Annotated in this window: 16 protein-coding genes; 4 read left to right on the top strand and 12 right to left on the bottom strand. The window is 31.0% G+C overall.

Annotated elements, in window-relative coordinates; all coding sequences use genetic code 11:
* Positions 1 to 4: 4 nt before the first annotated feature.
* Both LC076_RS05060 and deoD read right to left on the bottom strand, forming a co-directional pair.
* Positions 5 to 862: a D-alanyl-D-alanine carboxypeptidase family protein gene (locus LC076_RS05060; RefSeq protein WP_413465946.1), complete on the bottom strand. Its 858-nt coding sequence runs from the start codon at positions 860 to 862 to the stop codon at positions 5 to 7.
* Positions 863 to 1,108: 246 nt separating this feature from the next.
* Entirely contained in the window at positions 1,109 to 1,813 is a 705-nt protein-coding gene (gene deoD / locus LC076_RS05065; RefSeq protein WP_226666685.1) for a purine-nucleoside phosphorylase, read from the bottom strand.
* A 252-nt stretch (positions 1,814 to 2,065) separates the two neighbouring features.
* Here deoD and LC076_RS05070 point away from each other — a divergent pair, with 252 nt between their 5' ends.
* A complete protein-coding gene (locus LC076_RS05070) occupies positions 2,066 to 2,203 on the top strand; it encodes a hypothetical protein (protein WP_226666686.1) in 138 nt (45 codons plus the stop codon).
* A gap of 12 nt (positions 2,204 to 2,215) precedes the next feature.
* The gene (locus LC076_RS05075; protein ID WP_226666688.1) at positions 2,216 to 2,356 is read left to right on the top strand and encodes a hypothetical protein; all 141 of its coding nucleotides are present in this window, start codon (positions 2,216 to 2,218) and stop codon (positions 2,354 to 2,356) included.
* 51 nt (positions 2,357 to 2,407) lie between these two features.
* Here LC076_RS05075 and LC076_RS05080 read toward each other — a convergent pair whose 3' ends face one another.
* The 9 genes from LC076_RS05080 to LC076_RS05125 all read right to left on the bottom strand — a co-directional run bounded on the left by LC076_RS05080 (position 2,408) and on the right by LC076_RS05125 (position 11,102).
* The gene (locus LC076_RS05080; RefSeq protein ID WP_226666689.1) at positions 2,408 to 2,716 is read right to left on the bottom strand and encodes a YodL domain-containing protein; all 309 of its coding nucleotides are present in this window, start codon (positions 2,714 to 2,716) and stop codon (positions 2,408 to 2,410) included.
* A gap of 71 nt (positions 2,717 to 2,787) precedes the next feature.
* Positions 2,788 to 3,417 (bottom strand): phosphatase PAP2 family protein, encoded by a 630-nt coding sequence (locus LC076_RS05085; RefSeq protein ID WP_226666693.1) that lies wholly within the window; start codon positions 3,415 to 3,417, stop codon positions 2,788 to 2,790.
* 410 nt (positions 3,418 to 3,827) lie between these two features.
* Positions 3,828 to 3,968, bottom strand: coding sequence for a hypothetical protein (locus LC076_RS05090; RefSeq protein ID WP_226666695.1), 141 nt, complete (start codon positions 3,966 to 3,968; stop codon positions 3,828 to 3,830).
* Positions 3,969 to 4,425: 457 nt separating this feature from the next.
* Complete coding sequence (locus LC076_RS05095; RefSeq protein ID WP_226666697.1) at positions 4,426 to 5,145, bottom strand: YebC/PmpR family DNA-binding transcriptional regulator; 720 nt, start codon at positions 5,143 to 5,145, stop codon at positions 4,426 to 4,428.
* Positions 5,146 to 5,577: 432 nt separating this feature from the next.
* Positions 5,578 to 6,882 carry a hemolysin family protein gene (locus LC076_RS05100; RefSeq protein WP_226666699.1) on the bottom strand — a complete coding sequence of 435 codons (1,305 nt, stop codon included), beginning with the start codon at positions 6,880 to 6,882 and terminating at the stop codon, positions 5,578 to 5,580.
* A gap of 1,236 nt (positions 6,883 to 8,118) precedes the next feature.
* On the bottom strand, positions 8,119 to 9,180 hold the full coding sequence (locus LC076_RS05110; protein ID WP_413465953.1) for a CapA family protein: 1,062 nt from the start codon (positions 9,178 to 9,180) through the stop codon (positions 8,119 to 8,121).
* A 166-nt stretch (positions 9,181 to 9,346) separates the two neighbouring features.
* Entirely contained in the window at positions 9,347 to 10,117 is a 771-nt protein-coding gene (locus tag LC076_RS05115) for a sporulation protein (RefSeq protein WP_226666703.1), read from the bottom strand.
* Between the two features lie 26 nt (positions 10,118 to 10,143).
* The gene (locus LC076_RS05120; protein ID WP_226666707.1) at positions 10,144 to 10,923 is read right to left on the bottom strand and encodes a serine/threonine protein kinase; all 780 of its coding nucleotides are present in this window, start codon (positions 10,921 to 10,923) and stop codon (positions 10,144 to 10,146) included.
* Positions 10,923 to 11,102, bottom strand: a complete 180-nt coding sequence (locus LC076_RS05125) for a hypothetical protein (RefSeq protein WP_226666708.1) — start codon at positions 11,100 to 11,102, stop codon at positions 10,923 to 10,925. The genes LC076_RS05120 and LC076_RS05125 overlap by 1 nt, the downstream gene beginning before the upstream one ends.
* 118 nt (positions 11,103 to 11,220) lie before the next feature.
* On the opposite strand from LC076_RS05125, the gene LC076_RS05130 reads away from it, so the two are divergent.
* A complete protein-coding gene (locus LC076_RS05130; protein WP_226666709.1) occupies positions 11,221 to 12,342 on the top strand; it encodes a DUF2515 family protein in 1,122 nt (373 codons plus the stop codon).
* Positions 12,343 to 12,401: 59 nt separating this feature from the next.
* Here the strand turns inward: LC076_RS05130 and LC076_RS05135 are convergent, their stop codons facing one another.
* Positions 12,402 to 12,584, bottom strand: a complete 183-nt coding sequence (locus LC076_RS05135) for a YozD family protein (RefSeq protein ID WP_226666711.1) — start codon at positions 12,582 to 12,584, stop codon at positions 12,402 to 12,404.
* Positions 12,585 to 12,902: 318 nt separating this feature from the next.
* On the opposite strand from LC076_RS05135, the gene LC076_RS05140 reads away from it, so the two are divergent.
* On the top strand, positions 12,903 to 13,097 hold the full coding sequence (locus LC076_RS05140) for a hypothetical protein (protein ID WP_226666713.1): 195 nt from the start codon (positions 12,903 to 12,905) through the stop codon (positions 13,095 to 13,097).
* Positions 13,098 to 13,188: the final 91 nt, after the last annotated feature.

The following is a 13,188-nucleotide window of genomic DNA, read 5'->3' on the forward strand; positions in this document are numbered from 1 at the left end:
CCAACTATATTTTTTTCACTTTTTCAAAATATTCCTCTAAAGTTAGGTTATTTTCATAAATAACTTTTGCCTTCTCTACTCCAACATAGCGAATATGCCATGGTTCATATTGATAACCTGTTATTGCCTCTTTTCCGAGGGGATATCTAATAATAAAACCTGCTTTGTGGGCATTTTCCTTTACCCATTTTCCTTCTTTTGTTTCTCCAAATTTTGATGTAATAGCAAGATTTACACTTCTACTCGTTACATCCATAGCTAATCCTGTTTGATGTTCACTTTGACCAGGTAATGCTACTGCTTGTAAAGCTTCATCTTCACCCTTATTCTCTTTTTCAACATTAAAAATACCTTGCTGTCGAGAATAAGATCTATATCCTGAAACGGCAAGCAACTCTATATCATCCTGTTTTGCTAGTTGAAATAATTTTTCTAATGCAGTAGCTGCTTCTTTACGTAAATAGCTCTGAGGTATGTCAGCATCTCCAAAGGAAAAGTCCACATTTGGGATCACTAAGTTTTCTGGTTCATACTCATTTGATAGACCATAATCTTTATTAACCATCGCTAAAATATTGGAAGGATTTTCAATAACTTGAACACCATCCACTACTTTCACTTCATTAAAATATTTAGACTGTAATAAGAAATCTGTATCAATTTCCTCTTTTTCTTCAATGTCATCAATTCTATTGCTCTCTTTTTTCAAATTATCTTGTTTTTCTCGATCATTTATACTTTCTACTCGTTGTCCTTTTTCGTCCTCATTAAAAGGTATGCCTCTTGGTAATGAGAAATTTGCACATGCAGATAACACTATAAACATACTTAATACGACAAATACCTTTCCATTAAACAACATCTTATCACCCAATCTAAAATAGATAACAAATCTATTTTATCATTAAGTGCCTTAAAAAGGATATGATATAAAGCACCTACACACATTTTTACCCTATATTCCTAAAATTTAAAACAAACGATCTTAAAATAGTCTGAATTATTTATCGACAAATTTCACTAATCGAATTTGAATCAAAAATAAAAAACGTATACTTTTCGCATACGTTTTAGTAATAGACAATCTAGCTTATCCTGCCAACAAGCCTTATTTTTTTATAGCCGCATCTAAAGCAACAACAATCATATCATTGAAGGTTGTTTGTCGTTCTTCAGAAGTTGTTTCCTCACCAGTTAAAATATGATCACTTACTGTAAGAACTGACAAAGCTTTTCGCCCAAATTTTGCAGCTAAAGTATAAAGGGCAGAGGATTCCATTTCAATCGCAAGAATTCCGTAGCGTGCCCATTTTTCTAATTCAGCATTATCATTGTAAAACATATCAGCAGTGAAAATATTACCTACTTTTAAATTTAACCCTTTTTCAATACCTGTATCATATGCTTTTTTAAGCAATTCAAAATTTGCTGTTGGAGCATAATCAACTCCACCAAATGTTAAACGGTTCATTTGATTATCTGTTGATGCACTCATTGCTAGAATAACATCTCGAACTTTAACATCCTTTTGAATTGCCCCACATGTACCTACACGAATTAGCTGTTGAACACCATAACTATTCATTAACTCATTTATGTAAATTGAGATAGAAGGCACACCCATACCAGTTCCTTGTACAGAAATACGTTCACCTTTATAAGTACCTGTAAAACCTAACATTCCTCTTACTTCGTTATAACATGTTACATCGTCTAGAAATGTTTCTGCTATATATTTTGCCCTTAATGGATCTCCTGGTAATAATACCGTTTCTGCTATTTCGTTTTCTTTTGCACCAATATGTACACTCATTCTCTTTTACCTCCTACTTAAATAATCAAAAAGAGTACATTTACTATAACACAATAATACAAACATGAAAAACGTTCTCTCATAAGTATCCATATTAGCTTAACCTATAAATAATAGCTCTATTATAGTTCTCCTCCTTTATTTAGGATAAGTTATGAAACATTACTACATTTGTGTTAAGTATTTTTTAACAGCTTTAAGCTACGTATATAAGGGCAATATAAACATGAATTCATTTTAGGAGGGATTTCTATGAAGAAAAAGCTTGAACAAGCTGTGCAACATGCGAACGAAACAACTCCTGGTTCAAGGAATGGAACAATGCCACATGAATCAAAAAAGCCTAGAAAGCAGAAAACACATACAACAAATAGAACAAACGAAAATTAAGGGGGATTTTAGATGGGAAAAAAACATCGCAACAGAAACACTCCAAAAAAAAATAATCATATACCACCTGAAATAATAGCAGCAGAAGAAACAGCACACTCAAAAGAACATACTTCTGAAAAACGCAAAAATGGACCAGGACACAATAATTAATTACAAAATCAGGAGGCTATGATTTCATTTATGGCCTCCCATAATCTGTTGCTACCTTACTTGTATCCGATTAATTTTTTGCCATCCTTGAGGAAACAATTTGTAATAATATTGACCTTTTTTCCCTTCATCAATTAACACGATATCACCAGTACTTAAGTATCTAGCTCGATAATCATCGGGAATACGGTCATTCACATTAAAAACCTGAAAGACATTTTTTAGTGCATCTTTATGTGTCATGCCATCAACACTTAAGCGGTACACATCTTTATAACCTTTTTTGTCACCAAAATTCGGTGTTTGAAAAATTGTCATATCATAAGTTATAACACGTTTCTTTACTAGTAAGGAATACATGTTTTTCTTCCTCCCTAACTAAAGTTTTGTTTATATCTTTAATTAGAGAAATACTATGAAAAACCCTTTATCTAATATCTTCTATTTTTGTCGAAAAACAATATTAATTTTGAGTGAATTAATGTTATAACAATGAGCAACATTAGACCTGCACTAATCCCAGCTATCACATCTGATATATAATGAACGCCCAAATAAATTCTACTTATCCCAATTATTCCGACTAAAATAATTGTACTTATTAACAATGTATTTCTATGATTTCCATTTCCACTAAAATGGTTGAGAATGATAAAACATATAAAACCATATATTGCAGTGGAGTTCATAGCATGTCCACTCGGAAAACTATAATGACTTTCTTCATATACAAATTGAAATGAAGGGCGATCTCTAACGAATAAGTCTTTTAATACCACATTGAGCTTTCTTACGCTATAAAAGATGATAACTAGCATGATAATATCTAACACTTTTCTTTTTTTATAATAAAATAAAGCACTGAAGACAATACAAATTGGTAATGTATATTTGATTGAACCAATATCGGTTATAAACATGAATACTTTATTTAAAAAAGGGCTACGTATTTCTTCAAAAAATAAAATGACGTTTACATCATACTGGTAAAAAAATTCAATAGGATAAATAAGTGCACAAATACAGAATACAAAAAAAAGAATAAGAAATCTAAAAAGCATCATTTCCCTCCAACAAATAATTTATCATATAAGCGGCATCTATATGTAGGTCTCTCAAATCTATACTATCGCTATTGCTATTTTATACCTATTTATGTTCCACTAAAGTTTTTAGTTCAATGATGCTTTTTTACCCCAATCCCTCTTACCCTTGTATCATCACTGTTTTAGTAAGGTATTTTACAATTAATAGAAACGCTAACTTATGAAGACTCTTTTGAAAGATTTTTGCTAATTAACTTAATTATCAGTTGAAAAAAGTCTCTTCATCACATAAATGGTACTTATCTAGCTTTCCTCAGAGGTTTTGAGCGTTGGAGCTAGACATTGTCCATCTGAAAAAAACTGATTCTAAAAACATCTCCGCAAAGATTGTTTTTGAATCAGTCATTATTTTTATCATTTTCTTATTATTGATTTGCTGCTCCAATTGATGTTGTATTACGAATATGGTCGTCTTCATAATTATTAGCCTTCGCTTTTTCAGCCTTATCATTTACTAATTGTTTTTGATCCACTACTTTTGAAGGTGTTACCTTTTTCTTAGACATTTTAAAACCTCCTACAAAAAGTTTTATAGCCTTCTTAGTTTATCTAAAACGATAAAGAAAATTCCTTTAACAAAGTTTTTTGAAAAGCTGTTTTTAAAGGGGCTCTTCAGAAGGTTCTTTTCTGAAAGATTTTTACTAATTGACCTAATTATGCATTGGAAACATTGTTGTTAAAGCAAAATAGGTACTATCCTAAGAAGAAAAGATGCCATTATGCTTTATATAGTGCTGTTTACTTGGAGTTGTTAAAGCAATAAAGTTTACGAGAACAGCCTTTCAGAAAGATAGTAGATATTGGACCTTTTTATACAGTCGGAACTTATTTTATAGCATAAAAGAAAGAGGCCTAATGGCTTTTCACCAAATTATTTACTTAGAATTGGTAAGACAACAATGTTTACAAAAAAGAATTAAAAAAGCAGACCTTATAAAGCCTGTGGTCTGCAGCATGAATCCTTTATTCACCTAAGTCAACATTATGATAAACTTGTCGAACATCCTCTAAGTCTTCTAAAGCATCAATTAATTTTTCGAATTGTTGTTGTGCATCTTCTGCTAACGTAACATCATTTTGAGCTAACATTGTTAATTCAGCAACGTTAAATTCAGTTATGCCAGAATTCTTAAATGCTTCTTGTACAGAATGAAATTGATCTGGATCTGCATAAACGATAACAGAATTTCCCTCTTCTAAAATATCACGAGCATCAACGTCTGCTTCCATTAAAATTTCAAGAACATCATCAGCCGTTTTACCTTCCACACCAATAACTGCTGTTGCATCAAACATATAGGAAACTGAACCACTCACTCCCATATTTCCACCATTTTTACCAAAAGCTGCTCGAACATCAGAAGCAGTTCGATTAACATTGTTTGTTAATGCATCAACAATGATCATCGAACCATTTGGACCGAATCCTTCATATCGAAGCTCATCAAAATTTTCTTCTGAGCCACCCTTGGCTTTATCAATAGCGCGGTCAATAATTGTTTTTGGGACATTGTATGTTTTCGCTCTTTCAAGAACAACCTTTAAGGCTTGATTAGATTCTGGATCTGGTTCACCTTGTCTAGCTACAACATAAATTTCTCGGCCAAATTTGGCATATATTCGACTAGTGTTAGCATCCTTAGATGCCTTTTTCTCTTTAATATTATTCCACTTACGACCCATTATGAACACTCACTTTCAACTTTAAATCATACCAGTAACATAATCCATATATGTATTACAACTACTTACAAAAAATATATTTCGAACTATGTCATGGCAGTTCTAGCACTTGTCTATATTATACCTTAATTGATCCATTTGTTAAGTGGTTAATGATAAGAAAAGTACAAGGAGTTTTACCTAAGTATCAACGGAAAAATCGATACTATTTCTCAATACGATCATGTTTTGTCTTAGGTATTTATATCCTTGCTTAAAAAGGCAATCTTAAATAAAACTTCATGTTTTTATTGGAACTGAATATAGGAAAATCGTGCTGATAGCGTGCCAAGGGAAAGTGAATGTCTGTAACTTAATCAAAAACCAACTCATCAGAGCCTTTAAAATGGTCAGGAACTTTCAATACATACCGAGATTAAAAGCAATCGAGAATTAATCATCGAGCTTTATTACCTCTAAATATGAAATATGATGTCCTTTAATATCCCTTATTCTAAAAATATAACCTTCTGCTAAGATTTCAGAACCTGATTTGGCTTCAAAATTTCTAGTTAAGAACCAACCACCAATTGTATCAATTTCTTCATCTTCTAATTGAATTCCGAGTAATTCATTTACCTCATCAATTAGTATTTTAGCATCTAGTATATAATGATCTTCACTGACTTTTTGTATCTCAGGAATTTCATCTTCATCAAACTCATCCCGAATTTCTCCAACAATTTCTTCGAGAATGTCTTCAACTGTAACTAAGCCAGATGTACCGCCATATTCATCTATTAGTATTGCAATATGAATGCGTTCTGTTTGCATTTTCACTAATAAATCATGAATAGGTACTGTTTCACTTACCTGTATAATAGGATTGATAAAGGAGTGAAAAGGTGGTTGTTTTTCATCTGATTTTTTCATAATCATGGCAGTGAGAAATTCTTTAATGTTAATAAACCCTAAAACATTATCTTTATCACTATCGTGAATAACTGGATAGCGAGTATATTTCTCGGCAGTTACAATGTTTATTACTTCCTCATAAGTATGTTCCATTGATATAGAAACAATTGCCGTCCTAGGAACCATCACTTCTTTTGCAATTCTTTCATCAAATTCGAAGATATTATTTACGTAATTTAATTCATTTTGATTGATTTCACCACTCTGATAACTCTCTGATAACAATATTCTTAATTCTTCCTCAGAATGTGCTAATTCATATTTTGGAGAAAATTTAAAACCAAATAGACGAACAAAGATACGAGCTGCACTATTTAAAAGCCAAATAAAAGGAAACATCAATCGATAAAACCAAATGATTGGAACTGAAAAAAGCAAGATTATTTCTTCTGCTTTTTGAATTGCAACTGTCTTAGGAGCTAATTCACCTATTACAACATGTAAAAAAGTAATACCTCCAAATGCTATGGCAAATGATAAAATTTGTATTACTTTCTCATTTAACTCATAACTACTAAAGAAAGGTTCTATCATCTTCGCTACAGTAGGTTCTCCTAACCAACCTAATCCTAAAGCCGTGACAGTAATACCAAGCTGACAAGCAGAGAGATATTCATCTAGATGAGATAAAACAATTTTTGCTGATTTAGCACCTTTTCTTCCTTCAGAAATAAGCTGATCAATTCTTATTACACGAACCTTTACAATAGCAAATTCTGTTGCCACAAAAAAACCTGTAAAAGCTACTAATAAGATAATTAAAAGAAAATTTAGTGTAATCAATAGAACTTCTTACATATGTAAGCATTACTTGAATTTTTACTGACAAATAAAAGAAGGATTCTATTTTATGTTTATAAGTGACTCATTATAAAATCAACATGAAGTATCCAGCTTTTGATATCTGTCTGTTTTTACAAATGTAAGATCTACACCTCCTTGTTACACGTCGTTGAATTCAGGAATATATCCAAATTTTTTCATGCGCCGGAATTTGAGTACCCTTATAATAAACCTTTCCCGAATAAACAATAGCTATACTAAATCCATTAATTCTAAAAGCATTAAAAATAATTTTTCATTCAGGTAATTTACTATCTAAATTTATCTATATGTTTATTTTTCATGTGCATCAGTAATGTTTTAAGTTACTCTGTCGTATTATACCTTTAATTTAAGATAATCAACCTATCATGAATTCGTAAAGACGAGCATTCTTAAAGTTTATATGAAATAAGAATGTTAAAGTATGTTATTAAAGGAGCAAATTAATGAGTAAGCTTATATATAATGTAGCAAATGTTGCAAAACAACTATTCATATTGTTATAGAGGATCGTGCTTACCTATTTGGAGACGGTATTAATGAGGTTATTAGAGTATATAACGGTAAGTTTACAGCTACTAAACATTATGCAGAGAAGAGGCATCTTTTAAATGCTGATGAAGTGTTTATAACAGGAACAACAACTGAAGTAATAATTGATCAGCAAGTAATTGCGAATAGTATACCAGGACCGTTTTTAAAATAGACTATGTTAAAGCTTAATGTTGATTTTTAGTACTTTGTTGCTTGGAGTGAAAGGCATGAGACTCCTGCGGGAGGAGCGTGTCAAAGGGAGACCCCACAGGCGCTTGCGCTGATGAGGCTCCCGGACCGCCCGCGTAAAGCGAATGCCTGTAACGGAAATCAACAACAAAGTTTAACAGAGCCTTAAAATAAGAAAAGAAATGCAGTGTGGAGCTATTCTCAAGTATCATATGGAAGGCTTTTGGAAGAAATAGAACTTAAGTAGCTTTACCTTTAAATAAACTAGATGACTAGTTTTTAGTCATCCTGTTTTTTTGTGAGCTTAATAAAGTTCTATTCATTCAGCTTTGAAGCAACTTATTTTCATTTAGTTGTCGTTAAATCTCAATGAATTTTTTGAGACTTTGTTGATTGGATTGGTTAGATGAAACAGGCAAGAATAACTTTACACAGAAACTCAACATCGATGTACAAGATCACAAACAAACACTAGTTTTTCTGATCATATACAAGCCAATCTGAACCGTTTATCTCATTAGAGTAATGAATAATTTTTTCCATAACACGATTAGATTCTGCTCCATTTAACTTTGTCGGTTGATAATTATTTCTTGAAGCAACTGATGATATTGAAAAGGGAATGATATTTATTTCCTTTTTCACTGTCAACTTACCATCCTTCAAATGAAATGTTTGTTGAAACACAAAAGTATCTTTATCACTAGGGTTTTTATTTCCTCCAAACATAAAATTTCCTAAGCTATATACGATAAATTTACCTTTGTATTCTTCTATCCCTTGAATCACATGGGGATGATGACCTAAAATTAAATCAGCTCCAGAATCAATCGTAAATTTCGCTAGCGTTTGTTGACTATTATTTGGTGTATACTGTTTTTCATCTCCCCAGTGAAAGTGGACAAGAATAATTTGAGATCCTTTTTTTCTTAAATCAATAATATCTTTTTCAATTTGAGCTCTTATTTCTTCTGTATCCTGCCAACCTTCATACCCTAGAGCAGCTACTTTCACATCTTTAATAGTAGTTATAAAGCTATTTTCATACCCAAAGTAACCAATATTATGTGAATCCAGAGCCCTCTTCGTATCCTCATAGCCTTTTTGTAGATAATCAAACATATGATTGTTCGCCAAATTAACTGCTTCAATGCCACCTAGTCTTAGAATTTCAGCATAAGAAGGATCACCTTTAAACCGAAATGTCTTTTCCGCTTTCTCTGTAGATGTTGTTAAAGTTGTTTCCAAATTAACTGATGTAAAATCATCCGTTAAAAATAGTTGATTAATATCTTCTACAAAATAGCGAAGACCATTTTTAGTCGCTTCATCTGTAAATGAACCAGAATAGTCATAATTTTCATCTCTACCTAATGTAAAATCACCAGCCGCACTAATTTTTATTGTTGTATTACTCGACACAACTTTGGAATTTTCTTTTACCAAAACATTTATTTCCTTAGGATTATGAGTTGTAGAAACGATCGCTTTTTTTTCTGGTAAAAAGATTTTATATAAAATTACACTGCACATTAAAAATATGAATAAAAATAATAATCTACGAAATGACCTTCTAAGTCTTCGGCTTTTCTTATTATTTCGAGTTCTTACCCTTGAAAATGTCCCCTTTTTTTCATCCATCTTTTTTCCCCTTAACATTCTCTTACAATTGCTATCTAGTTAATCAATTCAGTGAAAATCAAGTATGATTTGATAGAATGTCTTCAATTGTTTCTCTTAGACTAGGTACATCTTCCATTTGAATTGTAAATTTTATAATGGATTCATCAAGATCTAATGCCTCAGTAAGTAGACCGGTGATACCTTTGGAGCGACGATCCACTTCAATAATAACATCCATTTTTGTTTCACTTATAGGAAAGAAAATAACTTCAACTTCATCAAATTTTCTGTAATAAGGTCCTTCAGTAGGAACGAGTTCAAATTCTTGAATAAACGGTAACCTTTTTCGTATTTTATATGAAGCGGCTTCATTTTTTACCTTTCTCATAACAAATCCCAAATTTTGAAATGCCTCTAATGTTTCTTCCATTAACTGATTTGGTAAAATTGTAACAATATCACGATCAGTTGGATCAACAGAACCTTTTATATCTATTCCTGTTTGGATCCATACTTTTGTTGAACCCGCTGAAATTGGAGTATCTAAAGGTAATGTAAATTGAAAAGGTATTGTTTTCTTTTCTCCAGGCATAATAATAAAGGGTTCATTAAGTTTAACTGTTGAAATCACAGCTTGTGTATGTATAATTCTGTCATCATCTTCTTTTTCGAAATTAGTGTTTACGGTTAAGTATATTTCTTCAATTGCTTGCTCAACACTACCACCTGTTACTTCAACTATTCCTTCTACATCTTCTCCCACTCTTATTGAAGAATGTGTTAGCTTTGTATCAACCTTTGAAGAACCTATTCCTACACTCGCTAAAATTTTATTAAAAAAAGACATAATAAAAACTCCTTTATTTGAATGAATTAATTTGCAAGATCATTTATAAGTTCATTGACATGATTGTATGGCACATCTAGCTGAAGCATTTTCCTTAAGATTCTTTTGCTTTCATCTGTTATAGGTAGTTCTTCTTCCCATGTTTTTGATTGTTTAGAATCTGGTTCATATGAAGAATACAGTAAAAATAACATAAAATGTCCTAAAGCATATAAATCGCTTTTATAAGAGATCTCCCTAAATAACCTCTTTTCTTCATTATTGAAAGTTTCTTTTGAAACTTCACTTACACTTCTTGCTAAACCAAAATCAATGATACAGATATCATTTCCATTCTTAAGAATATTCGGTATCCTTAAGTCCCTGTGTATATATCCTTTGTTATGGATTTTTTTGATTAATTGTAAGATATAAGCTAATTCTCTAAATGCTTCTGTTTCAGTAAAGATCCGTTTTTCGTGGAAAATTAATTCTTCATATGTTTTCCCACTTAAATATTCCATGACGATAAATAATTTACCTTTGTCAGTAAATTGATCAAATAGTTTTGGAAAAGCTGGATCTGCCAAGTCATTTAAAATATTCGCTTCTAAAAGAAAAGACCGTTTTCCAGTTCCATCAAGCATTTTGTACTTTCTTAACTGTTTTAGAACTCGTATATTCCCATCAAGATCTTTAACTTGATAAGCGAACCCATAGCTCCCCTTCCCAAGTAGCTGAAGAATAACATATTTTCCACCAACCACATGACCAATCTGTAAATGTTGCTCAAAAAGCTCTATTAATTTTATATAGAGCTTTTTCATTAGCTGCTATAGGAACTAAAAAAACCACTTGATTTATGTTTTTTCTTATAATGTTGATGACCATATTTTGAGGGATGATGACTTCCATACTTCTTTCTTTTAAAATCGCTTGAACTATAAGAGCGACGATTAGTATGTTGTTTATTTGAAAGTAATGATTTTAGAATTTTTCGAATCATTTTAAATACCTCTTTCTTTCATTAGTTTAATTATATATACGGTGATTCTTAACAAAAGTTTCAAAATTTCATATAAATATACTATATACCATCTAATGAAAGTTTGGACTGATTAAACATGAGAAATATAACTAAAAAAGTAAAAGGAGCCAGTCATAACAAAGGATCTTTAAATGAAAAAGACCGTGAGCAGATTTATGAAAATATCGAGGGTATTTTAAACAAAGTTCTTCCAATTGTTTTAACACAAAAAGAAAAAGAACTTATACGTAACATTTATCAAGAAACGCAACATCTAAACGAGAACAATGTTACGAGAACTTCAGCATATCTTTCTTTTTTTAATAAACATCCTGAAGTTCATTGGTCTTTTTTAGCACATATGGTTTCACGTAATGGTGGATATAATATGACAGATTTGAAGGGAACTCTCTTGAATCCTTTTCTTACTGAAAAAGATCAATTAACATTATTTCAATTTCTTGAGAAAGCAAATGCATTAATCTTCCATGATGCTTATCCACAGCTTTTACTATATAAAGCTAGTAAAAAAGAACAAATGTCATTATTTCATTTGTTACCAACTTTTAATGTATCGAGGTTTATGATACCTATTTGGGAATATTTTTTTAAGTGCAATGAATCTACACTTTTAACACATGCTTTAATAACAAATGAACAACAATATATTGAAAAACATTTAATGACATTACCATTTATAAAGAATAATGTTCTCAAATCATTTTCTTACATTCTACAAGAAAAATTAGGTTTTACTCATGTCATTTTTCCATATAAGCGATATCCATTTTTACCTAAATATTCATTAGCTGGTATAGAGGTTCACAATTTCACTTCAGTTAAGCAAAGAATTGATCTTGGAAAAAATCTTTACAATATTCTTTATACAAACAATCGCTTCGATGCCTTCCATGAATTCAGTAGAAATCATCCTCACACAGGTTCTAGAACTGATTACTGGGCACATATTTTTTCTGAAAATAAATTAGATTCCCGTAGGTTAAATAGCCCTTCATTAAAAAAGACTTGGGCAAATGTAACTCATGAATTTAATATAAAGCAGGATTGGTTTAAACAGGTATCTCAAATAGAAAATTTCGATTTAGTAAGCGAATATCGATTTCAAGACATTACAAAAGAAGTAACAAAAGACATAAATATTTTAAAAACATTAGGAAAAATCAAAGAAATATCTCCTCTTCACACGGAAAAAGGCTGATAAAGAAAATAGGTACTATTACAGTATCCAATCTCTTAATCAGCCTAAGTTTTTAAATTTTACTCAATACCCTCAAATTCTTCATCTTCATCGATAATACATTTGTTAAGAAGGTAATCAAATGTGATATCAGCTAGTTCTCCTAGCTCTTCCTCTCCAGGAACATACCCTCTTTTTGTGAGCTCATTGTAAAAGAACTCCGCAATCTCCTCTGTATCAATAATTACTTCGATCTCCTTCACAATATCGCCCCCCTTTTATTGTTTATGTCCTTATAGAGGGACATATGTCTATGAAAACAACAAAATTTTCACATTTTAATCATTACCTTGAAAATAAAGAAGTTGCAGTACAACAATTTATTCTAATTCACTACCCATTCAATCAGAACTGACTTCAATATTCATTTCTTCCTAGTTAAAAACATCCAAAGCCTTTCATTTGCTGAAATACTTAAACATTTGATTTTAAAAAGGAAAAATAATTGCATATGTTCAAATACTTCGTCATATAAATAATTTCAGATGGACAAGCTTATTTAAAATAAGGGGTTGAAGACAATGTTAAGAGAAAATTTGCAGTATATTGAATTTACTAAGAATGATAAAGAAATGAAAAGTAATAAAATAATGAACTTTCTTGACGGAGAAGGATTTGATCATTTTTTACAATTTTTATTAAAAGGTTTGTATTTCGGTATGATCTTCTTTTGTATTCCTTATCTTTGCTTTTTACTGATTACGTTAAATCTTTAATTCAGGAATCACTTTTAAGATCATTATTGAGAACATACTTACAAATTAGTAAGATCTAATTTTTTATTACTTCAATTGAAGTCAAATAGAC

The organism is Metabacillus litoralis (genome assembly GCF_020524045.1).
Lineage (GTDB): Bacteria > Bacillota > Bacilli > Bacillales > Bacillaceae > Metabacillus > Metabacillus litoralis_C.